This window comes from Dietzia papillomatosis NBRC 105045 (assembly GCF_001570845.1).
GTDB lineage: Bacteria > Actinomycetota > Actinomycetes > Mycobacteriales > Mycobacteriaceae > Dietzia > Dietzia cinnamea.
On the sequence record NZ_BCSL01000022.1, the window covers coordinates 1 to 25,453 of the forward strand.

Genomic DNA, 25,453 nt, shown 5'->3' on the forward strand with positions numbered 1-25,453 from the left:
GGCTTGCCGAGCCGGTCGGCGAGGTAGACGACCGTCGCGGTCGACCGGTCGGCCAGGTACCCCTGCTCCCCGAGGGCGTCGATGACGTGGTCGATGCTCTCGAAAGCCGGTCGTTGTCCGGTGCGGGCTCGGTCCATGGGGCGGGTCCTCTCGGTGGGGTGATCTGGTGCGAACCGCGCTGATGCGGCCTGCTCGGGCGCGGGCGCCTTACGGCCGCACGTGCCCCTTGCCGTGGGCGATCCACTTCGTGCTGGTGAGCTCCTCGAGCCCCATGGGGCCGCGGGCGTGGAGCTTCTGCGTGGAGATACCGATCTCGGCCCCGAAGCCGAACATCTCCCCGTCGGTCCAGGCGGTGGAGGCGTTGACCATCACCGCCGCCGCGTCGACGCGGGCACAGAACTCGTCGGCCACGTCGATGCTGCGGGTGGAGATGGCCTCGGTGTGGCCCGACGACCAGCGGGCGATGTGGTCGATCGCCTCCTCGACGCCGTCGACGACCTTGAGGGCGATGTCCATGCTGAGGTACTCCTCGCCCCAGTCAACGTCATCGGCGGGGACGAGGCCCTCGCGGTCCCCGTGAACGGTGACTCCGGCCGTTCGGAGGGCGCCGACGACGCGGTCCACGGCGGCGTCGCCCAGGGCGGCGTCGAGCAGCACCGTCTCGGTGGCGTTGCAGACGCTGCAGCGGCGGGTCTTGCCGTTGAGCAGGAGGCTGATCGCCTCGTCGAGGTCGGCGTCCCCGTGGATGTAGAGGTGGCAGTTGCCGGTGCCGGTCTCGATGGCGGGGACCTTGGAGTTCTCCACCACGGCCTGGATGAGGCCCGCGCCTCCCCGGGGGATCACGACGTCGACGAGGCCGCGCGCCTGGATGAGGTGGGTGACCGACGAGCGGTCCTCCGAGGGGAGCAGTTGCGCGGCGTCGACGGGCAGGTCGTGCTCGGCGAGCACCCCGCGCAGCACCTCGACGAGCGCCTCATTGGAGTCGCGTGCCGAGCGGGAGCCGCGGAGGAGCGCCGCGTTGCCCGACTTGAAGGCCAGACCGAACGCGTCGACGGTCACGTTGGGACGCCCTTCGTAGATCATCCCCACTACGCCCAGCGGCACGCGGACCTGACGGAGCTGGAGTCCGTTGGGCCGGGTCGACCCGCGGGTGACGGTCCCGATCGGGTCCGCCAGACCGGCGACCTGACGCAGGCCGCCGGCAATGCCCTCGATTCGGTCGCCGGTCAGGCGGAGCCGGTCGAGCATGGCCTCTCCGGTACCGGCCTCGATCTGCTCGGCGATGTCCGCCGCGTTGGCCTCGAGGATCGTCGACTCCGCCGCCACGAGAGCATCGGCCGCGGCGAGCAGCATCGCGTTCTTCCGGTCGGCAGTCAGCAGCGCCAGCTCGCGCGAGGCGGCGCGGGCACGACGGGCGGCGCCGTGGACGGCGTCGCGCACCGGGTCTGCGGCCGGCCGATCGGCGTCCGTCTGGCCGGCGAGGTCGGGGGCGTCGACGTGGCTGGTGGTCATGCGGGCCAGCTTACCGATCGGTGGCTCGCCGACGGCGCAGGTGACAGACGCGCGCACCTGCACGGACCCCTACGCGCGCACGAGTACCGCGACCATGAAGCCGCTGTCGTCGTCGAAAGGCCGCAGGTCCCAGGTCGACCACCGCTGCTCGACCCGCAGTCCCGCGCGTTCGGCGTCGAGGTCGAACTCTTCCCGCGTCCAGCCGCGGTCGAGCCCGAATCCCACGACAAGCCTGCCGGGCTGCCCGTCGGTGGACTCCGATGCCGGGGCCAGCCGGTCGGCGAGGTTGGAAAGAACGGCACCGCGGTCGGCCGGGTCGACGAAGGCGAGGACGTTGCCGGCCGACACCGCCAGGTCGAAGGGGCCGGCGGCCCAGCCGTCGACGGCGAGGTCGGCGACCTCCCAGGTGGCGTCGGGGCACTGTTCGCGCGCCCGGTCGACGAGGTAGGGGTCGATGTCGACGCCGGTGACCCGGTGGCCGCGGGCGTGGAGGTAGACGCCCATCCGTCCCTGGCCGCAGCCCACGTCGAGGACGCGCGCTCCGCGCGGCGCCATGGCGTCGGCGAGACGCGCCTCGCCGTCGATGTCGACGCCCTCGGCGATCATGTCGTCCCAGCGCCGCGCGTATCGCCGCGAGTGCTCGGGGTCGGCCTCCACGATCTTTTTCCATGTCTGCGCCATGCGGTCCAGTATGGCCGCCGCGGTGCGGCGCTGCCGAGGGCGGTGACGACGGCGACGCCGTCGGGGAGCAACTCGCGGACCGGGGTGTCGAGCCGCCACCGACCGCGCACGACGCCGTCCGCGAGCAGCAGCGTGGTGAACGTCTTGGTGATGGAGCCGATCTCGAACAGCGAGTGCGCGTCGGGGGCCCGTCCCCGCCCCGTGTCGCCGCGTGCGGCGACGTGGGTGCCCCCGGGCGGCCCGGCGGCGACGACCACCCCCACCCGCCGGTGTGCCAGCTGCTCCGCCGCCTGCTCGACCTGTCCCGCGATGCCCCGCCCGTCGCTCGTCACGGCCACCAGTTGACGCCGGTCGGGGTCGGCGCCGCACCCTCGTGTCGTAGTGGTGGGGCACGATGGGCCCATGATCTCGCCGGCGGACCGTCCTCATTCCGACAGCCCGACCGAATCGGATCCCGCGTCCCTGCGGGCGCGGGCCGATGAACTGCTGGGGGCCCTGGCGGGGCCGGGCGCCAGGCTGCGCGAGGACCAGTGGACCGCGATCGAGGCGCTGGTGGCCGACCGTCGGCGCGCACTGGTGGTCCAACGCACCGGCTGGGGCAAGTCAGCGGTGTACTTCATCGCCGCGCGGCTGCTCCGCGAGCTCGGTTCCGGTCCCACGGTGATCGTCTCGCCGCTGTTGGCGCTCATGCGCAACCAGGTCGAGGCGGCGGCCCGGGCCGGGGTGCGGGCGGCGACCATCAACTCGGCCAACATGACCGAGTGGGACGAGGTGCGCGCGTCCGTCCGGGCAGGCGAGGTGGACGTGCTGCTGGTGAGCCCCGAGCGGCTGAACAACCCGGATTTCCGCGACACCGTGCTGCCGGCGCTCGCCGCGGACGCCGGGCTGGTCGTGGTCGACGAGGCCCACTGCGTCTCCGACTGGGGGCACGATTTCCGGCCCGACTACCGCCGGATCCGCACCCTCCTCGCCGACCTGCCGGAGGGGGTGCCGGTCCTTGCCACCACGGCCACGGCCAACGACCGCGTGGTGCGCGACGTCGCCCAGCAGCTAGGCGTCGGCGTGAGCGGCCTCGCGGAGCAGGCTCCGGCCGCTGACGACTCCGCCGCCTCGGACACCCTCGTCCTCCGCGGCGGCCTGGACCGTGAGTCGCTCCGACTGTCGGTGGTAACGATCGACGACTCCGAGACGCGCGCGGCGTGGCTGGTGGAGAACCTCGACTCGCTGCCGGGTAGCGGGATCGTCTACTGCCTCACCGTCGCCGCCGCCGAGGACATGTCCGAGCTGCTCACCTCGGCCGGGCACCGCGTCAGCGCGTACACGGGGCGTACCGACTCCGGCGAGCGGGAGGACCTCGAGCGCGCCCTCCTGGACAACGAGGTCAAGGCGCTGGTCGCCACCTCCGCGCTGGGTATGGGTTTCGATAAGCCGGACCTGGGCTTCGTCGTCCACCTGGGGGCGCCGCCCTCCCCCATCTCCTACTACCAGCAGATCGGCCGCGCCGGGCGCGCGGCCGACAGAGCCGAGGTCGTCCTGCTCCCGGGGCCGGAGGACCGCGCGATCTGGAACCACTTCGCGTCGCTGGCCTTCCCGCCGGAGGACGCCGTGCGGCGGGTCCTCGACGCGCTGGAGCCCGGCCGTCCGCAGTCGACGCAGGCTCTGGAGCCGGCCGTGGATCTCGGCCGGACGCGGCTGGAGATGGTGCTCAAGGTCCTCGACGTGGACGGCGCGGTCCAGCGGGTGCGCGGCGGCTGGGTCTCCACCGGGCGGCCGTGGCACTACGACGCCGAGCGCTACGCGGGTCTGGCGGAGGCGCGGCAGGCCGAGCAGCAGGCGATGATCGCCTACGAGCGCACCGACTCCTGCCGCATGGAGTTCCTGCGCGCGCAGCTCGACGACCCCACCCTCGACCCGGCGTCGCCCGGTTGCGGGCGCTGCGACAACTGCACCGGCGAGCGCCGCACCTCGGACGTCGATTCCGGCGCGCTGACCCGGGCCCGCGAGGCGCTTGAGCGGCCCGGCGTGGTACTGCCGCCCCGCCGGCAGTGGCCCACGGGCCTGGCCAAGCTCGACGTGCCGCTCAAGGGCAAGATCACCGACGGTCCCGCCGAGGGCCGGGCCCTCGCGCGTCTCACCGACCTCGGTCTGGGGCAGAAGCTGCGGGTGCTGCTCGCCGAGCCCGATCAGGACGCGCCCGAGTGGCTGGCCCGCGCCTGCGTGCCGGTCCTGCGCGAGTGGGGCTGGACCGAGCGGCCCACCGGGGTCGTCGCCCTGGTCACCGGGGAGCACCCGCAGCTCGTCGGGGGCCTCGCCGACGCGCTGGCGCGGATGGGGCGCATGGAGCCGCTCGGCGAGCTCACCCGCGACCCGGCGCTGCCGCCGGTGACCGCGCAGAACTCGGCCTACCGCGTGGCGCAGCTATGGGGCACGTTCTCCGGCCCGGCCACGCCCCCGAACGGGCCGGTCCTGCTGGTCACCGACGTGCTCGGCACGGGCTGGACGGTCACCGAGGCGGCGCGCCACCTGCGGGAGTCCGGGGCCTCCGCGGTCCTGCCCCTGGCTGTCGTCACCGCGGGTTAGGCGACCGCCGGTGGTCGACAGGGTGGGCGCCGGCATGGAATCGTCGAAGCATGGTCACTTCGACGAGACTGTCTCCTACGGCTCGGCCGGACTCCTCCACGACCCGGTCTGACCAGTCATGAGCGTCCTGACGGTGGCCGCCCTGGCGCTAGGTTTCGTGCTGCTCATCGGCGGCGGTGAAGTGCTGGTGCGGGGCGCTGGCGGTCTGGCCGCCGTTTTCAAAATCTCCCCGCTGGTGGTGGGACTCACCGTTGTCGCGTTCGCCACCTCGGCGCCGGAACTCGCGGTGAGCGTCGATGCCGCGCTGAGTGGATACCCGGGATTGGCCGTCGGCAACGTCGTGGGCAGCAATATCGCGAACATTCTGCTCATCCTGGGGATGACCGCGATCGTCGCCCCTCTCGTGGCGACGTCCCGGATCGTGCGAGTCGACATCCCCATCATGGTGCTGTTCTCTCTGGTCGTGCTTCTGGTGGCCCTCGACGGCACGATCAGCTTCCTCGACGGTCTGCTGCTCCTCGCCGGCCTCGTGACCTATACGACCGCGACGATCGTCATCGCGCGCAAACAGGATGGAGACCGCGCCACCGAGGCATTGGACGCCCCGGCCGGTGACAGCGCGGGCGAGACGACGCCTACCGGCGGCGAGACCTCGCACCCGGTCCTCCTCAACAGCGCTCTCGTGATCGCCGGGGTGGCGCTGCTCGTGATCGGGGCACGGCTACTCGTCACCGCGGCCAGTGATCTCGCGTCGGCCTGGGGGATGAGTGACCTGGTCATCGGTCTCACGGTGGTGGCCATCGGCACCTCCCTCCCGGAACTCGCCACGAGTCTCGTGGCGGCGATCCGCGGCGAACGCGACCTCGCCATCGGCAACATCGTCGGAAGCAACATGTTCAACATCGGCGCGGTTCTCGGAATGACCTCGCTCATCACGCCGATCGGGGTCGCCCCAGGGGCCATCCGCTTCGACCTGCCGATCATGCTCGCCGTCTCGATGGCTCTGCTCCCGATCGCCTTCACCGGGATGGCGATCAAGCGGTGGGAGGGACTGCTCTTCGCGGGGTTCTACGCCGCGTACGTCGCCTACGTGGTGCTGCAGGCCGCCGACCACGACGCGTTGGATCCGTTCAGCGCCGCCATGCTCTGGTTCGTCATCCCCGTCACCGCGCTGTGGCTGATCGTATTGGCCACCTACGAACTCGGTGTCCGGCGGGGGCGCGGACAGGCCCGCGGCCGGCCCGTCGCGAGAGACGACGGCGGCCGCGAGGGCGGTTGAGGGGAGGCGGCCCCGCATCGGCCGCCGGACGGCTCAGACCTCCCGCGCCATCGCCCGTCCGGCCTTCATGCCGGAGAAGATGCACCCGCCGAGGAACGTGCCCTCGAGTGAGTTGCAACCATGAACGCCGCCGCCACCGAATCCCGCGACCTCACCGGCGGCGTACAGCCCCGGGAACGGCTCGCCGGCGGGAGTGAGGCACTGTGAGTCGAGCGTCGTCTCGATCCCGCCGAGGGTCTTGCGCGTCATGAGGTGCACTTTCACCGCGATCAGCGGGCCACCCGAGCCGGCGGCCGAGCCCTTGCCCGGCCCGGAGTCCGCGAGCAGGCGGTGCGGCTTGGCCAGGCGGGTGAGCTTGTCGGTGAGCACGCGCCGCGAGTTGTGGATCGCCTGGACCTGGGCGTCCTTGGCGAACGGGTTGTCCATCTGCCCGTCCATCGCCAGGACGAACTCCCGCACCTTCTCCACGTCCAGCTCGGGCTCGCCCTCCCGCAGCAGCGAGTTCATGCCGGCGACCATCTCCTCGAGCGTGTCCGCCACCACCCAGTCGACGCCCTTCTCGGCGAAGTCGGCGATCGACGGGGGAAGGCCGCTGCCCGCCTTGGACGCGAACTTCCGGATGCTCTTGTCGGTCAGCTCGGGGTTCTGCTCGGAGCCGGAGAGGATGAACTCCTTGCCGGCGATCGCCGAGTCGAGGATGAACCACGAGTAGTCCTGGCCGGCTCGGCGGATCGCCTCGATGGACGCCGTGGTGTGGAAGCCCGGGAACAACGGCACGGGCATCCGGTCGCCGTTCGCGTCGAGCCACAGGGTGGACGGTCCCGGGATGATGCGGATCGCGTGCGAGGGCCACACGGGCGCGAAGTGGGCCACGCCCTCGGTGTAGTGCCACATGCGGTCCCGGTTGATGAGGTTCGCACCGGACCGTGCGGAGATCTCCAGCACCCGCCCGTCCACGTGCTCGGGCACACCCACGATGAGGTCCTTCGGCACGTCGCCGAGCCGGTCGGCGGGCCAGTACTTCCGCACCAGGTCGGGGTTGCCGCCGATGCCCCCGGAGGCCAGCAGCACGGCCTTCGCCCGGAACTCGAACTCCCCGGTCTCCTCCCGGGGGGACGCGACGCCGCGGTCGTAGTCGCAGGGCGCCAGTGTCGCGCCCCGCACGCCCACGGCGCGGCCGTCCTCCACCACGATCTCGTCCACCCGGTGGCGCACCGCGAAGCGGACCAGGCCGGCGCGGGCGGCATCGCGGACGGGTTCCTCGAAGACGCGGACCACCTCGGGCCCGGTCCCCCACGCCACGTGGAAGCGAGGGACGGAGTTGCCGTGCCCGTTCACGTCGCCGCCGCCACGCTCGGCCCAGCCGACGGTGGGGATGATCCGCAACCCCAGGTCGTGCAGGTACCGCCGCTTCTCCCCCGCGGCGAACTCGACGTACGCACGCGCCCACTGCCGTGGCCAGTGGTCCTCGGGGCGGTCGAACGCGGCCGAGCCGAGCCAGTCCCGCCACGCGAGTTCGAGCGAGTCCTTGATGCCGATCCGCCGCTGCTCCGGGGTGTCCACGAGGAAGAGCCCGCCGAGGGACCAGAACGCCTGCCCGCCGAGGTTCTTCTCGCTCTCCTGGTCCACCACCAGCACCTTCTTGCCCGCGCGCGTCGCCTCGTAGGTCGCCACGAGGCCGGCCAGGCCGTGCCCCACCACGATGACGTCCGGGGCGAAGCCCGGCTCGGGCGCGGGCAGAGGTCCGGCGTTGGCGGCGCGGGACGTCGACGGCGGCTGCCACGACGGGTAGACGGGGCGGACGGGCCGGGCCTCGCCGGTGGTGCGTGCGGAACGGGACGCGGAACTGGTCATGGGTCCAGTGTGCCCGGTCACTCCAGCAGGTGGCGCAGGTATCGCTCGGGCGCGTCGAGGTAACGCCGGTAGTGGTCGACCATCGCCAGGTCCTCCCATCGCGCCCGGTGCATCCCCTCGTCGGAGAGCTCGTACACCGCGGCGCCGGGGACCGAGGCGAGGATCGGCGAGTGGGTCGCCATGAGCACCTGCGCGCCGTGTCGGTCGGCCAGTTCGAGCAGCAGCGCCACCAGTCGGAGCTGCGCGTCGAACGACAGGCCCGCCTCCGGTTCGTCCAGGACGAACAGGCCGCCGCCGTCGAACCGGGAGGTGGTGAGGATGTCCCAGAACGCCTCGCCGTGGCTGCGCGAGTGAAAATCCCGCTCGGGGCCCGAGGACTGCAGGTAGGTGAACATGCCGTGCATGGTCTCGGCGCGCAGGAAGTAGCCCCACCGGGACGCGGCTCCCCCGCGGACCAGGCGCAGGTCCGAGTTCAAGGGCGACTCCGACCGCCATGTGACGTCCCGGCCGTGGACGGACCCGCCCTCGGCTCCCAGACCGAACGCCATGGCGACGGCCTCGACGACCGTCGACTTGCCGGCGCCGTTCTCGCCGACCAGCACGGTGAGATCGTCCAGCTCGAGCCCGTCGCGCAGGAGCTGCGCGACCGCCGGGATGGAGTACGGCCACTGGTCCGCCGGCCGGGGGAGGTCGGGGTCGGGGTCGGCCACCACCCGGACGACCGGGCGGGGGTCCAGGACACGGTCTCGGCTCACCCGGCCACGGTACCGTTGCGCTCATGCGGATCCACCAGATGAACTGCGGGACGTTCGCGGGTGTGGCCCCCACGCGCGTGCTGCTGGTAGAGGCGCCGGGCGGCCTCGTGCTGGTGGACTCGGGGATCGGGCTGGCGGACATCGCCGACCCGGCCGGTCGCCTCGGCGCCGCGCGCCACGTCCTGCGCCCGGCACTGCGTGAGCGCGAGACGGCGGTCCGCCGCATAGAGGCCCTGGGCCTGGATCCGCGGGACGTGCGGCACATCGTGCTCACCCACCTGGATCTCGACCACATCGGCGGCCTCGCCGACTTCCCCGCCGCGCAGGTGCACGTCTCGGCGCAGGCCCTGACGTGGGCGGTGCGCACGCCGCGCTTCCTGGAGCGTCGGCGTTACCGCCGCCGCCAGTGGGAGCACGGGCCGCGCTTCACCGAGTACTCGTTCGGCACCGACCGGTGGGAGGGCTTCCGGGTGCACCCCCTGGACCATGTCGCCGAGGGGATGCTGCTCGTGGACCTGCCGGGTCACGCCGTCGGGCACGCGGGGGTGTTCGTGCCGGGGCGCGGCGGAGACCCGTCCGCGCCCGGAGACGGCGACGACGACAAGGACGTCCTCCACGCGGGTGATGCCTTCTACCACCGGGGCCAGGTCGGCTCGATGGGCCGGGTGCCGGCGTGGGTCCCGGTCGCCGAACGCGTCATGGCCCTGGAGCCGGCCGCGGTCGCGGTGACGCACGCCCGACTCGCCGGGGTGGCCGCTCGCCGCGGCGACACTCTGGACATGGTGTGCGCGCACGACCCCTCGGGGCCCGGAGGGCTCTAGATGGTCCGCGTCCGCGACACCGCCTGGACCCCGGCCGAGCGCACCCGGCCGGATCCCGACCTGCCCGAGCGTGCCGACGCCCTGGCGGAGCTGATGCACGGCCGCCGCACGGTCGTCCTCACCGGCGCGGGCATCTCCACGCCCTCGGGCATTCCCGACTACCGCGGGCCCGACTCGCCGGGTCGCACCCCGATGACCTACCAGCAGTTCGTCGGTGACGCCGCGTTCCGCCGTCACTACTGGGCCCGCAACCACCTGGGCTGGCGGCATATGGAGGCCGCCCGCCCCAATGCCGCGCACATGCTGCTTGCCCGGTGGGAGAGGTGCGGCGCCGTCCCGGGCGTCATCACACAGAACGTGGACCTGCTCCACCTCAAGGCAGGCAGCCGGCGGCTGGTCGACCTGCACGGCACCTACGCGGTGGTCACGTGCCTCGACTGCGGGCTCCGCCAGAGCCGATGGGCCCTGCACGAGCAGCTGGACCGTCTCAACCCCGGCTTCACCGAACGCGTCGCGACCCGCGGCGCGATCGAGATCGCCCCGGACGCCGACGCCGTCCTCACCGACACCGCCGACTTCCGCATGGTGGACTGCCCACGCTGCGGCGGAGTGCTCAAACCCGACATCGTCTACTTCGGCGAGAACGTCCCCGCGCACCGCGTACAGGAGGCCAACGCCCTGGTCGACGGGTCCGACCTCGTCGTCGTCGTCGGCTCGTCACTCACGGTGCGCTCCGGCTACCGGTTCGTGCAACGCGCGGTGACCACCGGCACGCCCGTCGCGGTGATCAACCGCGGCCGCACCCGCGCCCACGACGAGGCCACCCTCACCATCGACGGTGACTGCATCGAGGTCCTCACCCGCGTCGACCGGGCGCTGGGCGCGTAGACCGCGGGCGATGGCGAGCACCCCACGGCCCGGACCCCGGGGGGTGCGGTCGCCGTGCGGGCCGCCACAGGCGCACACTGGAACCATGAGCACAGATCTGACCCCCGCCGCAGCGCTGGACCGACTCCTCACCGGAAACCGTCGCTACGTCGACGGCGCCAGCCTCCACGCGCACCAGGACCCCGCCCGCCGCGCCGAACTCACTGGCGAGCAGCACCCGTTCGGCATGGTCTTCGGCTGCGCCGACTCGCGTGTGCCCGCGGAGGTCGTGTTCGACCAGGGCCTGGGTGACCTGTTCGTCATCCGCAACGCCGGCCACATCGTCGACCCCTCCGTCCTGGGCTCGATCGAGTTCGGCGTCGACGTCCTAGGCATCCCGCTCACCCTCGTCCTGGGGCACACCTCGTGCGGCGCGGTCGGCGCCACCATCACCGCGGTCGACTCCCACTCCACCCCGTCGGGCTACCTGCGCGACGTGGTCGAGCGCATCGCCCCGGCCGTGTTCGAGGCGCGGCGCGACCCGGATGCCGGGTACGACGACGTGGTGATCGAGAACGTCCGGCAGACGGTCACCGCGATCCGCGAGAAGTCCGCGGCCGTCGACCGCGCGATCACCGAGGGCCGCACGGCGATCGTCGGCGCGATCTACAACCTCGAGGCGGGGACCGTCACACCGGTCCACACCGAGGGCAGGGTCAACGGGGGCTGATCCCTCCGCGGCGCGCGCGGACCGGCGGCCCGGCTCGCGGCGGCTCGGCAGCCCGGCGCGGTGGGGTCCGCGCTCAGACGGCGACGAGATCGTCCGCGTGCACCAGCGGCCGCCCCTGGCCGGCGGCGCCCGTCCCGGACTGCCGCTCGGCGAGCCGGGATCGGACCTCGATCGAGTCGTACTGCGCGATGCCCCGGGCCACGACCCGCCCGTCGGAGTCGTGGAGCTCGATGACGTCGCCGAAGTGGAACAGCCCGTCAACGCCCGTGACCCCGGCGAGCAGCAGCGACCGACGCGAGCCCGTCACCGCGCGCACGGCGCCGTCGTCGAGCAGCACCGCGCCCCGCGCATCGGCGGCATGGCGGACCCAGAAACGGCGGGCGGTCATCCGCTCGGGGCGGGCCGCGAAGACCGTCCCCACGGTCGGCTCGGCGGCGAGCGCCTCGGCCGCCCGCTCCGCGGAGGTGAGCAGGACCGGGATCCCCGCGTCGGCGGCCAGGCGGGCGGCCGCGAGCTTGGAGGCCATGCCGCCGGTCCCGAGCGATCCCCCGGCGCCGGCCACCACGCCGTCGAGGTCCCCCTCGCCGCCGACCATCGTCACCGCGGTCGCATCGCCCTTGCGGGGGTCGGAGTCGTAGAGGGCGTCGACGTCCGAGAGCAGGATGAGCGCGTCGGCGCTGATGAGGTGGGCGACCAGGGCCGCCAGCCGGTCGTTGTCGCCGAAGCGGATCTCGTTGGTCGCGACGGTGTCGTTCTCGTTGATGACCGGCACCGCCCGCAGGGTGCGCAGGCGGTCGAGGGTGCGTTGCGCGTTGGCGGCGCTGTCCCGGCGGCCGATGTCGGCGGCGGTGAGCAGCACCTGTCCCACCACCCGGTCGTAGCGGGCGAACGAGTCACCCCACGCGCGCGCCAGTTCGAGTTGCCCGACGCTCGCGGCGGCCTGCTTGGCCGACAATGTGGCGGGCCGGGTGGTCATGCCCAACGGGGCCATCCCGGCGCCGATCGCGCCCGAGGACACCACGAACACGTCCGATCCGCCGGTCATGCGCGTCTGGCAGACGTCCGCCAGGGTGTCGAGTTCGGCGCGCCGGATCCCGCCGTGGAAGCTGGTGATCGCGGACGAACCGATCTTGACCACCACGCGGCGGGCCGTGCCGATGCGACGGCGCAGCTCGCGCTCGGTGGTCACTCCAGGATCTCCTCGTCCGGGTCGATGAGGCCGCGGCGCACGCGCTTGCGGTACTTGCGCTCGGCGGCGCCCACACGCTCGTCGGACTCGAGTCGGATGTCCGTGCCGCGGCCGGTGCGCATGAGGTCGACGCCGGCCGGGGTCTGCGGCTCCCACTCGAACGAGACGTCGCCGATCGTGACCGTGCAGCCCTCCTCGGCGCCGGCCTTGATGAGCGCGTCCTCCACGCCGATCCGGGCGAGGCGGTCGGCGAGGAAGCCCACGGCCTCGTCGTTCTCGAAGTCGGTCTGACGGATCCACCGCTCGGGCTTGGTGCCGGTGACGACGAAGTCGCCGGGAGAGGCGGGGTCGGGGCGGACGTCGAACTCGCCCGCGTCCACGGCCTTGGGCCGGATGACGATCCGCTCGGGCGCGGCGGGCGGGTTGGCCTTCCGGTGAGCCTTCACCAGCTCGTAGAGCCCGAAGCGGAGTTCGTCGAGGCCCTTGTGGGCGACCGCGGAGATGGCGTACACGGGCCACCCCCGGGCCTCGAACTGCTCGCGGACCATCTCGGCCATGTCGGCCGCGGCGGGGACGTCGATCTTGTTGAGCACCACCACGCGGGGCCGGTCGGACAGGTCGCCGATCCCGGCGTCGGACAGTTCTGACCGGTACGCGGCGAGCTCCGCCTCGAGGGCGTCCACGTCGGAGACAGGGTCGCGGTCGGACTCAAGGTTGGCGCAGTCGACGACGTGGGCCAGGACGGCGGTGCGTTCGATGTGGCGTAGGAAGTCCAGGCCGAGACCGCGGCCCTCGCTGGCACCGGGGATGAGGCCGGGTACATCGGCGATCGTGAAGGTGTCGTCGCCGACCGAGACCACCCCTAGGTTGGGCACCAGGGTCGTGAACGGGTAGTCGGCGATCTTGGGCTTGGCCGCGGAGAGCACCGAGACGAGGGAGGACTTGCCGGCGGACGGGAAGCCCACGAGTCCGACGTCGGCCATCGACTTGAGCTCGAGCGTGACGTCGCGGACCTCGCCGGGCTCGCCCAGCAGGGCGAAGCCGGGCGCCTTACGCGCACGGGACGCCAGGGCCGCGTTGCCGAGACCGCCCTTTCCGCCCTCGGCTGCGACGAACCGGGTGCCGGCGCCGACGAGGTCCGCGAGGACCTCACCGTTCTCGTCCAGCACGACCGTGCCGGGCGGGACCGGGAGCACGAGGTCGGCGCCCTGGGCGCCGTTGCGGTGGGAACCCATGCCGGGCTGGCCCTTGCCGGCGCGGGCGTGGGGCCGGAAGTGGAAGTCGAGCAGGGTGTGGACCTGCGGGTCCACGACGAGCACGACGTCACCGCCGTCGCCGCCGTTGCCGCCGTCGGGGCCGCCGAGCGGTTTGAACTTCTCGCGGTGCACGGAGGTGCAGCCGCGGCCGCCGTCCCCCGCCGCGAGGTGGAGGACGACGCGGTCGACGAATCTCGACATGGTGGGGACTCCTCCTGGTGACGGACGACGGTGGATCGGGTGGTGCTGCCGCAAATACTCTCGGGGGCCGGGTGTGGGGTCGATCAGACCCCGCCCGGCCCCCGAGGGCGATTCACGTGTGGTTCGGTCGGCTGGGAGGCTCAGGCCTCGGCGCCGGCCGGCACGATGTTCACGGTCTTGCGGCCGCGCTTGGTGCCGAACTCCACCGCACCGGCGGAGAGGGCGAACAGGGTGTCGTCGCCGCCGCGGCCGACGTTCACGCCCGGGTGGAACTTGGTGCCGCGCTGGCGCACCAGGATCTCGCCGGCGTTGACCTCCTGGCCACCGAAGCGCTTGACGCCGAGACGCTGCGCGTTGGAGTCACGACCGTTACGGGTGCTGGACGCGCCCTTCTTGCTTGCCATGTCCGAGTCCCTCCTTCAGGGAGCACGCCCGAGGGCGCTGAGCTGGTGGCCTTGGCGGCCGGTGACGGATTACTTGATACCGGTGATCTTGACGACCGTCAGCTTCTGACGGTGGCCCTGACGCTTGTGGTACCCGGTCTTGTTCTTGAACTTGTGGATCCGGATCTTCGGACCCTTGGTCTGCTCGACGATCTCGCCGGAGACGGTGACCTTGGCCAGGGCGTCGGCGTCGGAGGTGACGGCCGAGCCGTCCACCACGAGGATCGGGGACAGCGACACGGAGGTTCCGGCCTCGCCCTCGATCTTCTCGACCTTGACCTGGTCCCCTTCGGCGACCTTGTACTGCTTGCCGCCGGTCTTGACGATCGCGTACATCGAGGGCTTCCCCTTGCTTCTCGGGTGTGCGGCCGCCGGGGCGACCGCACCTGGTGTGCGGTGTTCTCTCATGCTCGCCGGCTCACGCCGGTCGGAGGTCGTCGGCCACGCCGGTCCGTGTGGACCGGGCCCGCGACTCCTCGCGCGGCGACATAGCGCCGCGACGAGCGACCTGTCAAGGTTACGGTCCGGCGGCGCAGCAGGTCAAACCGACCGTGCCGCCGGACACGCGGCCCGGTCTCTCAGTCGCTCGTGGGAGCCGTCGTCGACCGGGTCGCGCGTCGCCTCGCGGGGCGCCTGCGCGGCTCGGCGACCACGGCGGTCGGCGTCTGCGCGAGCGGCGCGGCCTCGACCCCGGCCGGGGGTTCGACCGATGCCGCCGGAGCCGCAGGGATCTCCGTGGCGGCCGTGGCGGCGCCGGCCGCGCTCGTGGCCGCCGCGGAGTCCGCTGTGGCGGCACCCGCCTCGCGACGGGTCGACCGGCGACGGGGCCGCCGGCCGGACGTGGCACCGGTGGTCGCCGCGTCGGCGGACGTGGCGTCGGCGGACGTGCTGGCTGAGGCCCCACCCCCCGACGTCGCGGACTCGACCTCGTCCACGATCTCCTCCGCCTCGGCCACCGTTGCGGACTCGGCCTGTGGCGTCTCGACGACCTCCTTCGCGGCGGAGTCCGCGGCGGCGGTCTCCGGGGCTGGAGCGTTGCTCGCCGCCCGTCGCGACGCGCGGCGCCGACGCGCGGGCCGGGTGACCCCGGCGGCGTCGGCGGAGTCCGCCACCCCCGCCTCGGGGGCCGCTGCGGGAGCGGTCTCGCCCTCGTCCGCAGCAGAGGTCGCCACCGCCGTCGTCGCCGCGTCCGCCGCCGACGGGGCCGCGGCCTCTGCCGCCGACGGGGCCGCGGCCTCTGCCGCCGACGTCGCCGCCGGGGCATCGGACTCGTCTGTACCGGCCTCGGCCGGCGGGGCGGCCACCACGACGGGCGCGGCGGCCTCGGCGGCTTCGACGGTCTTCGAATCCGCCGAATCGGTCCCGCCGGCGCCGGCCTCGGCGTTCTGCCGGGCGATCGCCAGCGCGGCCGGGTGCGCGGCCGGCGCGGGGCCGTCCTTGCGCGGTGCCTGCTTGGGCGAGGCGCTGTCGGACTCGCCGTTGCCCTTACCGTTGCCGTTGCCGCCACGACGACGGCCGCGCTTGGCGCCCGGCTCGTCGGCGTTGTGCGACTCGGTGTGGAGGGGGTCGGCGTGGACGATCAGACCGCGACCCTGGCAGTGCTCACACGGCGTGGAGAACGCCTCGACCAGACCGGTGCCCAGCTTCTTCCGGGTGAGCTGGACAAGGCCGAGCGAGGTGACCTCGGAGACCTGATGGCGGGTGCGGTCGCGGCCGAGGGCCTCGGTGAGGCGGCGCAGCACGAGGTCGCGGTTCGCCTCGAGGACCATGTCGATGAAGTCGATGATCACCATGCCGCCCACGTCCCGCAGGCGCAGCTGGCGGACGATCTCCTCGGCGGCCTCGAGGTTGTTCTTGGTGACGGTCTCCTCGAGGTTGCCGCCGGAGCCGGTGTACTTGCCGGTGTTGACGTCGATGACGGTCATGGCCTCGGTGCGGTCGATCACCAGGGAGCCACCGGAGGGCAGCCACACCTTGCGGTCGAGCGCCTTGGCCAGCTGCTCGTCGACCCGGTGGGTGGCGAACACGTCCACGTCGGGGTTGTCGTGGCGTTCGAGCCGGTCGACCATCTCGGGCGCCACACGTGAGACGTAGCCGTGGACCGTGTTCCAGGACGTCTCGCCCTGGATGACGAGCTTGGAGAAGTCCTCGTTGAACAGGTCGCGGACGACCTTGACCAGCAGATCGGGCTCCTCGTACAGCGCGACGGGCGTGCCGGAACCGGACTCGGTGCGCTTGGCGGCCGCCTCGGAGATCTCGGTCCACTGCGCGGCGAGCCGCTCGACGTCGCGACCGATCTCCTCGGCGCTGACGCCCTCGGCCGCGGTGCGGATGATGACGCCGGAGCCCTCGGGGACGACCTCCTTGAGGATCCCCTTCAGGCGGCGCCGCTCGGTGTCGGGCAGCTTGCGCGAGATGCCGGTGGAGTTGCCGTCGGGGACGTAGACGAGGAACCGGCCGGCCAGCGAGATCTGGGTCGACAAGCGGGCGCCCTTCTGCCCGACGGGGTCCTTGGTCACCTGGACCAACACCATGTCGCCGGACTTGAGGGCCTGCTCGATCCGCCGGGCCTTTCCGCCGAGGCCGGCGGCCTCCCAGTTGACCTCGCCGGCGTAGAGCACGCCGTTGCGGCCGCGTCCGATGTCGACGAACGCCGCCTCCATGCTGGGCAGGACGTTCTGCACGCGGCCGAGGTAGACGTTGCCGACCATCGAGCGGGCGGACTCGGTGGTGACGAAGTGCTCGACGAGCACCTTGTCCTCGAGGACGCCGACCTGGGTCATGAGGCCCTTGCCGTCGGTGCGCTGCTTCTCGCGGACCACCATGACGCGGTCCACGGCCTCGCGGCGGGCGAGGAATTCGGCCTCGGACAGGATCGGTTGGCGGCGGCGGCCGGCCTCACGGCCGTCGCGCCGACGCTGGCGCTTGGCCTCGAGTCGGGTCGAGCCGGTGATGCCCTGGACCTCGTCGGAGGACGTGCCGGAGCCCTGTCCCCCACGCCCGGTGCGGCGGCGCGAGTCGCGCTCGTGGACCTCGGTGTGGGGCGGGTCGTCGCTGGAGGTCTGGGCGTCGTCGGCGCCCGAACCCCCACCACGACGACGACGACGACGACGCCTCCTCGAGCCCGACGGGGCACCCGAGGAGTCGTCGGACTCGTCCGCGTCGTCGTCTCCGGAATCGTCCTGCCCGTCGGCGTCGTCGGCCGTCCGGTCCGCGGCGTCGTCGGAGCGGTCGCGGCCGGGCCCGCGGGCGGCCGTCGCGGCGTCGTCGGACGCGTCTGCGCCGTCGGCGTCTCCGGAGGACGCCGTGGCGGCGGCGGTGCGGTCGTCGGCATCGTTGTCGTCGTCACCGGTCGCGTCGTCGGATCCGGCGGCACCCGCGTCCGGACCGGAGGTGGTGTCCTGGCCGTTCTGCTCGTCGCCGCCCTCACCACGCCCGCGGCCGCGGCCCCGACGGCCACGGCGACGACGACGGGTTCCGCCGTCACCGGAGTCGGACTGTTCGGTGGAATCGGGCTGGGCAGCGGGGTCGGACCGCGTGGTCGAGTCGGACGGCGCCGTGGCGTCCGACTGCGCTGCCGAGTCGGACCTCCCGGTGGACGCGGCGGTGTCCTCGGGGGAGAGGAACAGGGGGGAGAACGAGGGGGTCGCGGTGGAGCGACGGCGACGGTTCCCGGGCTCGGCGGCGCCGACCTCGCCGGTGACGATCGCGATCTCCGGCAGCGGCGGCCGGTTCCTCGCGTCGGTCTTCCCACCCCCGGTGCGGGCGGCTTCCGAGCGGGTGTCCTCGGCCGGGACGGTCTCGTCGGCGGTCCTCGCGGCGCTCTTCTCCGCCGCGGTGGCCTTCTCGGCGGTCTTCTCGGCGGTGGTCTTGCGCGCCGGGCTCTTCCGGGCGGGCGCCTTCCGGGCGGATCGGGTATCGGCCGTCTCGCCCTCGGCGGGGGCCACGTCCACTCCCGTCGCCTCGGCGGCGTCCTCGCGCGCTGGGGCTTTCTTCGCCGCGGCCTTCTTCGCGGCGGTCTTGCGGGCCGGGGCCTTCTTCGCGGCTGGAGCCTCCGCCGCGTCGGAACGGCTGTTGAACCAGGTCAGCAGCATGTCGCGGGTCACGCCGGACTGGGCGCTCTTGATCTCCACCCCGATCCCGGCCATGGCGGCCAGGAACTCCTTGCTGGTCATGCCCACGGCCTTGGCCGCGGCGTGCGCGCGCATCCTCTCGGGCAGCGCGGCGAGGTCGTCGATGGTCAGGTTCGGATCCGACACGTGTCTCCTCCGGCCGGACTCCGGGCGCGATCACGTCACCGGGAAACCGGTGACCCACGCCGCCGCACGGGGTCGGGCGTCTTCTGGTCTCGGCCCCGCCGTGGCGGGGCAACGTCTTGTGGTCCGCGGTACCCGGACGAATCGGGCCGCGGGTGGCGGGCGCCCGTTCCGGGGCGGACTGGTGGTCCACTCGCCAGGATGGGCTCCGATCATTCTCCCACACCGGGCGCCGGAACGTCGCCGTCCGGGCACCACGAAATGGCGACGCGCCCGTCGGGACGGGGGCCGACGGGCGCGTGGGCAGCGTCGTCGCTGCAGGAGGTGGCGGGAGCTACAGACCGGGGAACCAGAGCGCGATCTCGCGCGCCGCCGACTCCTCGGAGTCCGAACCGTGGACGAGGTTCAGCTGGGTCTCGAGGCCGAAGTCGCCGCGGATGGAGCCCGGGGCGGCCTTCTCGACGGGATCGGTGCCACCCGCGAGCTGCCGCCACGCGGCGATCGCGCGGGGCCCCTCGAGGACGCCAGCGACCACGGGACCGGAGGTGATGAACTCGAGCAGGTCGCCGTAGAACGGACGCTCGGCGTGCTCCGCGTAGTGCTCGGCCGCGGTCTCCTGCGGCACCCGCCGCATGTCCATGGCGACGATCCTGAGCCCCTTGGCCTCGATACGGGACAGGATGGTGCCGGTCAGGCCGCGCTCGACTCCGTCGGGCTTGATGAGGAAGAAGGTTCTCTCGGTCACGGCGGCAATGCTACAAGCACATACGCGGGCGGGGTCGCCCGGCGGGGCCGCTCAGTCGTGCTGACTGGGCAGGTATCCCCCGGCCATCCGTCCCGCGAGGTCGCGGCGCAGGAACAGGATGTACGCCCACACGGTCGCGAACAACAGGCCGGAGACGCCCATCGACCAGTGCACGGCCCATCCCGCCACGGCCAGGGCCGCGAGGGTCAGATTCATCGGGATCGCCCAGGGTTTGCGCTGGAGTCCGCTGGCCACGAGCATCGCGATCGCCAGCAGACTGACGAACCACACCTTCCACGGTTGGAAGTGCGCGCCGTCGTCGAGCCGTGCGATCACCGTGAGCACCAGGCCGATGACGATCGCCTCGAGCACCAGGGTCCCCGCCATGATGCCCCGCAGGCCCTTCCACGGGTCCACCGACGGCTCGTGTGCGGTGCCCCGGGGTCCGGGGGTCGGGTCGGTCACTGTGCGTCCTTTCCGAACAGACTGCGGGCGGCACCGGCGGTCACCACGGAGCCGGTGACGAGGACGCCGACTCCGGAGACGTCGTCGTCCGCGGTGGGGTCCGGGACGCCCACGAGATCCAGGGCGGCGCTGACCGCGTCGGGCAGGGTGTCCACCACGTGGACGCGCTGCGCGGTGAACCGCTCCTCCGCGATCCGGGCCAACTCGTCGAGTTCCATCGCGCGCGGTGACGCCGAGCGGGTGACGACGACCTCCTCGACCACGGGCTCCAGCGCCGCGAGGAAGGCGTCGGCGTCCTTGCCGTCGAGCATGGCGACCACGGCGACCAGCCGCTTGAAGTCGAACTCCGAGGTGACGGCCTCGGCGAGCGCGCGACCCCCGTGGCCGTTGTGGGCCGCGTCCACCAGGACGGTGGGGCTGGAGCTGAGCCGTTCGAGACGGCCCGGGTTGTCGACCGCGGCGAAGCCGGCGCGGACGAGTTCCGGATCTAGCGCCCTGTCGGGCCCGGCTCCGAAGAACGCCTCGACCGCGGCCAGGGCGGTCGCCGCGTTCTCGGCCTGGTGCTCGCCGAACAGGGGCAGGAACACCTCGGGGTACTCGCCGCCGAGCCCGCGCAGGGTTAGCTGCTGTCCGCCCACGGCGAGACGCCGCTCCACGACATCGAACTCGGAACCGAGGCGCGCGACGACCGCGCCGACCTCGACCGCGCGGCGGATCAGCACCTCCATGGCCTCGGGCTCCTGGCGGCCGATCACGGCGACCGGGTCCCGCGGCAGCAGGTCGTCGGAGGGTCCCGGCTGGATGATCCCGGCCTTCTCCCCCGCGATCGTCGCGAGGTCCTCGCCGAGGTACTCGGTGTGGTCCAGGCCGACGGGGGTGATGACGGAGACGGCCGGCCGCACGACGTTGGTGGCGTCCCAGGTCCCGCCCATCCCCGTCTCGATCACCGCGACGTCGACGGGAGCGTCGGCGAACGCGGCGAACGCCATCGCTGTGAGCACCTCGAAGTAGCTCATCCGCGGGCCGCCCGCCTCCTCGGACCGCTGGTCGACCAGGTCGAAGTAGGGCTGCAGCTCACGGTAGGTGTCGACGAAGGTCCGCGCCGTGATCGGCTCGCCGTCCATCGCGATGCGCTCGGTGACGCTCTGCAGGTGCGGGCTGGAGTTGCGCCCGGTGCGCTGGTGGAGCGCCCGGAGCAGCGCGTCGATCATCCGGGTGACCGACGTCTTGCCGTTCGTCCCGGCGACGTGCACCACGGGGTAGGCGTGCTGTGGGTCGCCGAGGATCGAGGTCAGCTCGGCGATCCGGTCCAGGCTCGGCTCGAGGCGGGACTCGGGCCAGCGGGTGGCCAGGTTCTCCTCGACCGCCGCGAGCTCGGCCGTGTCGGCCTGCCACTCGGGGCTGCCCACCTCGGGGATCGGGCGCGGCGGCAGGTGGTCGTCACCGTCGCTCTCCTCGTCCCCCGGGATGGGCCCGCCCAGTGGTACGCCCGACACGAGCCCGTCCTCGCCGAGCATCTCGGCGACGTCCTCCTCGGTCGGGGTGTCCCATCCCTCCTCCGGATCGTGGGGCGGGAGCCACTTGCGGTCACTCACGCGGAGCCACTCCCCGCCGGCATCGTCTCGAGCCGGGCGGTGATCCGGGCGACCTCGGCCTCCGCCAGGTCACGCCTGGCACGGATCTTGTCGACGACGTGGTCAGGCGCCTTGCCCAGGAACGCCTCGTTGCCGAGCTTGGCGCCCGTGGTCTTGAGTTCCTTGTGGGCCGCCGCGAGATCCTTCTCCAGGCGACGCCGCTCGGCGGCGAGGTCGATCGTCCCCGACGTGTCGATCTCGACGTCCACCGTCGACAGGCCGAGCCGGACCTCGAGCGACGCCGTGGCGGTGAAGTCGTCCGCGGCCGGCGTGAGGCGGGCGAGCGAGGCCACCTGGTCGAGCAGGTCGGCCGGCAGGTCCGCGCCGTCGACGCCACCGATACGCGCCGGCACGCGCTGACCGGGCTTGAGGCCCTGATCCGAGCGGAACCGGCGGATCTCCGTGACCAGCGTCTGGGCGTCGCCCACCCGCCGCACCGCGTCCGAGGCGTCGTCGGCCGGGACCACGTCGGTCGGCCACGGCGCGATCACGAGCGATTCACCGCCGGTGAGGGCGGTCCAGAGGGTCTCGGTGACGAACGGGATCACCGGGTGCAGCATCCGCAGCAGCACGTCCAGGACGTGGCCCAGTACGAGCCTCGTCCGCTCGGCCCGCTCGGAGGCGCGGGACTCGTCGTCGTTCCCGAACTGGACCTTCGCGAGCTCGAGATACCAGTCGCAGACCTCGTCCCACGCGAAGTGGTAGAGGGCCTCGCACGCCTTGGAGAACTCGTAGCGCTCCAACGCCTCGTCGACGGTCTCCCGCACCTGCCCCAGACGGTGCAGGATCCACCGGTCGGCGTCGGTGAGATCCGCGGCGTCGGGCACCGGACCGACCTTCGCGCCGTTCATGAGCGCGAAGCGGGTGGCGTTGAAGAGTTTGGTGGCGAAGTTGCGCGAGGCCTGCGCGGAGTCGTCGCCGACGGACAGGTCGCCGCCGGGGTGCGCGCCTCGCGCCAGCGTGAACCGCAGTGCGTCCGCGCCGAAACGGTCGACCCAGTCCAACGGGTCGATACCGTTGCCCTTGGACTTGGACATCTTCTGACCGTGCTCGTCACGGACCAGCCCGTGGAGGAACACGTCGGTGAACGGGACCGTGCCGGGCGCGGCCTTGTCGCCGCCGAGCCGGCGGCCCACGAACGTGCCGAACATCATCATCCGCGCCACCCAGAAGAACAGGATGTCGTAGCCGGTGACCAGCACCGACGTCGGGTAGAAGCGTTCGAGGTCGGCGGTGCGCTCGGGCCAGCCCATCGTGGAGAACGGCCACAGCGCGGAGGAGAACCACGTGTCGAGGACGTCGGCCTCCTGCGTGTACCCGGCGGGCGGCTCCTCGTCGGGACCCACGCACACCACCTCGCCGTCGGGCCCGTACCAGATCGGGATCCGGTGGCCCCACCACAGCTGGCGTGAGATGCACCAGTCGTGCATGTCGTCGACCCAGTCGAACCACCGCGGTTCCTGGCTCGTCGGGTGGATCACCGTGTCGCCGTCGCGGACCGCGTCGCCGGCCATCTTCGCCAGTTCCTCGACGCGGACCCACCACTGCAGCGACAGGCGCGGCTCGATCGGCTCCCCGGACCGCTCCGAGTGACCGACCGAGTGCAGGTAGGGCCGGACCTCCTTGACGATCCGCCCCTGCGCCGCCAGGTCCTCGCGGACCGCCGCACGTGCCTCGAAACGGTCCATGCCGTCGTAGCGGGTGCCGGTGCCCGTGATGTGGCCGGTGGCGTCCATGATCGTGGGCATCTCGAGCCCGTGACGCTGGCCGATGGCGAAGTCGTTGGGGTCGTGTGCCGGCGTGACCTTGACGGCGCCCGTCCCGAACTCGGGGTCCACGTAGTCGTCGGCGACCACACGCATGGTCCAGCCGTCGCGGAACGGATGCGGGATCTCGGTGCCCACCAGATGCGCATAGCGCTCGTCGTCCGGGTGGACGGCGATCGCGGTGTCGCCGAGCATGGTCTCGAGACGGGTCGTGGCCACGACCAGGTGCGGCTCGGAGTCGTCCATCGAGCCGTAGCGGAAGCTGACCAGCTCGCCCTCGACGTCGGAGTACTTGACCTCGATGTCGGAGATCGCGGTCTGCAGCGTGGGCGACCAGTTGACCAGTCGCTCCGCGCGGTAGATCAGCCCCTGGTCGTAGAGTTCCTTGAAGATCGTCTGGACGGCGCGGGACAGGCCGTCGTCGAGGGTGAACCGCTCGCGCGACCAGTCCACGCCGTCGCCGAGGCGACGCATCTGCTCGCCGATCGTGCCGCCGGACTCACGCTTCCACTCCCAGACCTTCTCGATGAAGGCCTCACGACCGATCTCGTGACGGTCGATCCCCTCGTCGCGGAGCTTGCGGTCCACCAGGGTCTGCGTCGCGATGCCGGCGTGATCCATCCCGGGCAGCCACAGCACCTCGTACCCCTGCATGCGCCTGCGCCGCGTGAGCACATCCATGAGGGTGTGGTCGAGCGCGTGTCCCATGTGCAGACTGCCGGTGACGTTGGGCGGGGGCAGGACCACCGAATACGCGGGCTTACCGCTGGACGCGTCCGCCTCGAAGTAGCCGGCGTCCACCCATCGCTGATACAGCTCGGCCTCCACCTCACCTGGGTTCCAGGAGGCGGGCAGGGCGTCCGCGCGGTCGGCGTTCGGAGGGGAAGCGGCTGGAGTGGTCACCCGGCCATCTTAGGCCGTCGGCGGAACTCGCCCGAAACACGGTGAAACCGGTTCGACAAACAGGACACGTAGCTTTCTGCCGGTCGCCGTCGGAGAACATCATCTGCAGAAGGAGCCCACCATGGAGCACACCGGACATCGCGCCGCGGAGACGCTCGAACGCGGACTGGGGAGGCGCGGGTTCCTGCGGGTGGCCTTCGCCGTGAGCGCCGCCGCCGGGGCCGCCGGCACGGCCGGGTGCTCACACGCGCCGACCGTGGGCGCGCAGGCCGCGGCGGACCCCTCGGGGCCCCTCGCCACTCGGGCGTCACACGTACGCCCACCTGTCCGCGGCGTCGGACTTCACGGTGTCGAGGGTCGGTGGAGGATCGCGGGGTCAGTCCGCCAGGCCGAGCGCGCGCACGGCGTCCCGCTCGGAGACGAGTTCCGCGACCGAGGCGTCGATGCGGGCCCGCTGGAAATCGCTGATCTCCAGGCCCTCGACGACCTCCCACTCGCCGCCCCGGCTGCGGCACGGCAACCCCGTCACCACGCCGGGGACCGTGCCGTACTCACCGCCCGACGGCAGCGCGACGGTGGTCCAGCTCTCGCCGGACGTGCCACGCACCCAGTCCCGCATCTGGTCGACCGCCGCACCGGCCGCGGAGGCGGCCGACGACGATCCCCGGACTGCGATGATCTCGGCGCCGCGGCCCGCGACGCGCGGGATGAAGGTGTCGGCCAGCCACTCGGGGTCGAGCCCGGCGGTGACTGGTTCGCCCCCGCGCGTCAGATAGGTGACGTCGGGGAACTGGGTCGCGGAGTGGTTGCCCCAGACCACCACCCCGTCGAGCTCGGACACCCGGGCCCCCAGCCGCGTTGCCAGCTGGCTCAGCGCGCGGTTGTGGTCGAGACGCATGAGCGCGGTGAAGCGTCCGGCCGGGACGTCGGGCGCGTGACGGTGGGCGATGTACGCGTTCGTGTTGGCGGGATTACCCACGACGACCACGCGGATGTCGTCGGCGGCGTGGTCGTTGATCGCCCGCCCCTGTTCGCGGAAGATCGCCCCGTTCGCGGTGAGGAGATCGGCCCGCTCCATGCCCTTCCCGCGCGGTCGGGCACCCACGAGGAACGCCGCGTTCGCGCCGTCGAACGCCTCTGTCACGTCGTCGGTGATCTCGATCGAGTCGACCAACGGCAACGCGCAGTCCTCGATCTCCATCGCCACTCCCTCGGCGGCGACCACGGCCGACGGGATGTCGAGGAGCCGTAGGCGGACCGGGGTGCCCGGCCCGAAGACCAGGCCGGACGCGAGCCAGAACAGCAGCGAATAGGCGATCTTGCCGGCCGCACCGGTGACGGTGACGGTGACCGGTGTGTTGGTGCTCATATCCGAGGGCCTCCCGGGAACGACGACGGGGTCGGTCCCCACAGTAGTGCGAATCCGACCCCGTACCGCGTGCCCGCTCGTCAGCCGTGTGCGCGCTGCACTGCGGGCTGCAAGCCCCGCGGGCTGCGATGCCCGGCGGGCGGCGCT

Annotated in this window: 20 protein-coding genes and 1 pseudogene; 5 read left to right on the forward strand and 16 right to left on the reverse strand. The window is 72.4% G+C overall.

Annotated features, from left to right (window positions below):
- The 4 genes and pseudogenes from DPA01S_RS16790 to DPA01S_RS09365 all read right to left on the reverse strand — a co-directional run.
- Positions 1–137, reverse strand: a pseudogene (locus DPA01S_RS16790) (AAA family ATPase); the annotation flags it as partial.
- Between the two features lie 70 nt (positions 138–207).
- Entirely contained in the window at positions 208–1,512 is a 1,305-nt protein-coding gene (locus tag DPA01S_RS09355) for a glutamate-5-semialdehyde dehydrogenase (protein ID WP_109148416.1), read from the reverse strand.
- A 69-nt stretch (positions 1,513–1,581) separates the two neighbouring features.
- Complete coding sequence (locus DPA01S_RS09360; protein WP_061915655.1) at positions 1,582–2,193, reverse strand: class I SAM-dependent DNA methyltransferase; 612 nt, start codon at positions 2,191–2,193, stop codon at positions 1,582–1,584.
- Positions 2,115–2,525 (reverse strand): serine hydrolase, encoded by a 411-nt coding sequence (locus DPA01S_RS09365; RefSeq protein WP_232303091.1) that lies wholly within the window; start codon positions 2,523–2,525, stop codon positions 2,115–2,117. The genes DPA01S_RS09360 and DPA01S_RS09365 overlap by 79 nt, the downstream gene beginning before the upstream one ends.
- A 70-nt stretch (positions 2,526–2,595) precedes the next feature.
- On the opposite strand from DPA01S_RS09365, the gene DPA01S_RS09370 reads away from it, so the two are divergent.
- Together DPA01S_RS09370 and DPA01S_RS09375 are read left to right on the forward strand one after the other, a co-directional pair.
- Complete coding sequence (locus DPA01S_RS09370) at positions 2,596–4,773, forward strand: RecQ family ATP-dependent DNA helicase (RefSeq protein WP_061915661.1); 2,178 nt, start codon at positions 2,596–2,598, stop codon at positions 4,771–4,773.
- A 118-nt stretch (positions 4,774–4,891) separates the two neighbouring features.
- Entirely contained in the window at positions 4,892–6,052 is a 1,161-nt protein-coding gene (locus DPA01S_RS09375) for a calcium/sodium antiporter (protein ID WP_061915664.1), read from the forward strand.
- Positions 6,053–6,085: 33 nt separating this feature from the next.
- Here DPA01S_RS09375 and DPA01S_RS09380 read toward each other — a convergent pair whose 3' ends face one another.
- Entirely contained in the window at positions 6,086–7,906 is a 1,821-nt protein-coding gene (locus tag DPA01S_RS09380) for an FAD-binding dehydrogenase (RefSeq protein ID WP_109148408.1), read from the reverse strand.
- A gap of 17 nt (positions 7,907–7,923) precedes the next feature.
- Entirely contained in the window at positions 7,924–8,661 is a 738-nt protein-coding gene (locus tag DPA01S_RS09385) for an AAA family ATPase (protein ID WP_232303092.1), read from the reverse strand.
- 23 nt (positions 8,662–8,684) lie between these two features.
- Between DPA01S_RS09385 and DPA01S_RS09390 the strand changes: the two genes are divergently transcribed.
- The 3 genes from DPA01S_RS09390 to DPA01S_RS09400 all read left to right on the forward strand — a co-directional run bounded on the left by DPA01S_RS09390 (position 8,685) and on the right by DPA01S_RS09400 (position 11,079).
- Positions 8,685–9,482: an MBL fold metallo-hydrolase gene (locus DPA01S_RS09390; protein ID WP_061915667.1), complete on the forward strand. Its 798-nt coding sequence runs from the start codon at positions 8,685–8,687 to the stop codon at positions 9,480–9,482.
- Entirely contained in the window at positions 9,483–10,370 is an 888-nt protein-coding gene (locus tag DPA01S_RS09395) for a Sir2 family NAD-dependent protein deacetylase (RefSeq protein WP_061915670.1), read from the forward strand.
- 85 nt (positions 10,371–10,455) lie between these two features.
- On the forward strand, positions 10,456–11,079 hold the full coding sequence (locus DPA01S_RS09400; protein WP_061915673.1) for a carbonic anhydrase: 624 nt from the start codon (positions 10,456–10,458) through the stop codon (positions 11,077–11,079).
- Between the two features lie 73 nt (positions 11,080–11,152).
- Here the strand turns inward: DPA01S_RS09400 and proB are convergent, their stop codons facing one another.
- The 10 genes from proB to DPA01S_RS09450 all read right to left on the reverse strand — a co-directional run bounded on the left by proB (position 11,153) and on the right by DPA01S_RS09450 (position 25,306).
- Positions 11,153–12,268 (reverse strand): glutamate 5-kinase, encoded by a 1,116-nt coding sequence (gene proB, locus DPA01S_RS09405; protein ID WP_061228482.1) that lies wholly within the window; start codon positions 12,266–12,268, stop codon positions 11,153–11,155.
- On the reverse strand, positions 12,265–13,725 hold the full coding sequence (gene obgE, locus DPA01S_RS09410; protein ID WP_061228481.1) for a GTPase ObgE: 1,461 nt from the start codon (positions 13,723–13,725) through the stop codon (positions 12,265–12,267). Before obgE ends, proB begins: the two co-directional genes overlap by 4 nt.
- A 140-nt stretch (positions 13,726–13,865) precedes the next feature.
- Positions 13,866–14,129, reverse strand: coding sequence for a 50S ribosomal protein L27 (gene rpmA / locus DPA01S_RS09415; protein ID WP_007626965.1), 264 nt, complete (start codon positions 14,127–14,129; stop codon positions 13,866–13,868).
- A 69-nt stretch (positions 14,130–14,198) separates the two neighbouring features.
- The gene (rplU, locus tag DPA01S_RS09420) at positions 14,199–14,504 is read right to left on the reverse strand and encodes a 50S ribosomal protein L21 (protein ID WP_007626967.1); all 306 of its coding nucleotides are present in this window, start codon (positions 14,502–14,504) and stop codon (positions 14,199–14,201) included.
- Positions 14,505–14,746: 242 nt separating this feature from the next.
- Positions 14,747–18,427 (reverse strand): Rne/Rng family ribonuclease, encoded by a 3,681-nt coding sequence (locus tag DPA01S_RS09425; RefSeq protein ID WP_061915676.1) that lies wholly within the window; start codon positions 18,425–18,427, stop codon positions 14,747–14,749.
- A gap of 331 nt (positions 18,428–18,758) precedes the next feature.
- A complete protein-coding gene (gene ndk, locus DPA01S_RS09430; RefSeq protein WP_007628950.1) occupies positions 18,759–19,169 on the reverse strand; it encodes a nucleoside-diphosphate kinase in 411 nt (136 codons plus the stop codon).
- Between the two features lie 51 nt (positions 19,170–19,220).
- The gene (locus DPA01S_RS09435) at positions 19,221–19,634 is read right to left on the reverse strand and encodes a DUF4233 domain-containing protein (protein WP_007628951.1); all 414 of its coding nucleotides are present in this window, start codon (positions 19,632–19,634) and stop codon (positions 19,221–19,223) included.
- Complete coding sequence (gene folC / locus DPA01S_RS09440) at positions 19,631–21,229, reverse strand: bifunctional tetrahydrofolate synthase/dihydrofolate synthase (RefSeq protein WP_174521534.1); 1,599 nt, start codon at positions 21,227–21,229, stop codon at positions 19,631–19,633. Before folC ends, DPA01S_RS09435 begins: the two co-directional genes overlap by 4 nt.
- Positions 21,226–23,937 carry a valine--tRNA ligase gene (locus DPA01S_RS09445; RefSeq protein ID WP_061915679.1) on the reverse strand — a complete coding sequence of 904 codons (2,712 nt, stop codon included), beginning with the start codon at positions 23,935–23,937 and terminating at the stop codon, positions 21,226–21,228. The genes folC and DPA01S_RS09445 overlap by 4 nt, the downstream gene beginning before the upstream one ends.
- Positions 23,938–24,313: 376 nt before the next feature.
- Entirely contained in the window at positions 24,314–25,306 is a 993-nt protein-coding gene (locus tag DPA01S_RS09450; protein ID WP_061915683.1) for a malate dehydrogenase, read from the reverse strand.
- Positions 25,307–25,453 lie beyond the last annotated feature (147 nt).

Bases quoted from the DNA above. Each gene is read 5' to 3' on its own strand.
- DPA01S_RS09375 (WP_061915664.1), top strand. From the start codon at position 4,892: ATGAGCGTCCTGACGGTGGCCGCCCTGGCGCTAGGTTTCGTGCTGCTC.
- DPA01S_RS09400 (WP_061915673.1), top strand. From the start codon at position 10,456: ATGAGCACAGATCTGACCCCCGCCGCAGCGCTGGACCGACTCCTCACC.
- DPA01S_RS09360 (WP_061915655.1), bottom strand. From the start codon at position 2,193: ATGGCGCAGACATGGAAAAAGATCGTGGAGGCCGACCCCGAGCACTCG.
- DPA01S_RS09380 (WP_109148408.1), bottom strand. From the start codon at position 7,906: ATGACCAGTTCCGCGTCCCGTTCCGCACGCACCACCGGCGAGGCCCGG.
- rpmA (WP_007626965.1), bottom strand. From the start codon at position 14,129: ATGGCAAGCAAGAAGGGCGCGTCCAGCACCCGTAACGGTCGTGACTCC.
- DPA01S_RS09395 (WP_061915670.1), top strand. From the start codon at position 9,483: ATGGTCCGCGTCCGCGACACCGCCTGGACCCCGGCCGAGCGCACCCGG.
- DPA01S_RS09355 (WP_109148416.1), bottom strand. From the start codon at position 1,512: ATGACCACCAGCCACGTCGACGCCCCCGACCTCGCCGGCCAGACGGAC.
- rplU (WP_007626967.1), bottom strand. From the start codon at position 14,504: ATGTACGCGATCGTCAAGACCGGCGGCAAGCAGTACAAGGTCGCCGAA.
- DPA01S_RS09390 (WP_061915667.1), top strand. From the start codon at position 8,685: ATGCGGATCCACCAGATGAACTGCGGGACGTTCGCGGGTGTGGCCCCC.
- obgE (WP_061228481.1), bottom strand. From the start codon at position 13,725: ATGTCGAGATTCGTCGACCGCGTCGTCCTCCACCTCGCGGCGGGGGAC.
- DPA01S_RS09370 (WP_061915661.1), top strand. From the start codon at position 2,596: ATGATCTCGCCGGCGGACCGTCCTCATTCCGACAGCCCGACCGAATCG.
- DPA01S_RS09450 (WP_061915683.1), bottom strand. From the start codon at position 25,306: ATGAGCACCAACACACCGGTCACCGTCACCGTCACCGGTGCGGCCGGC.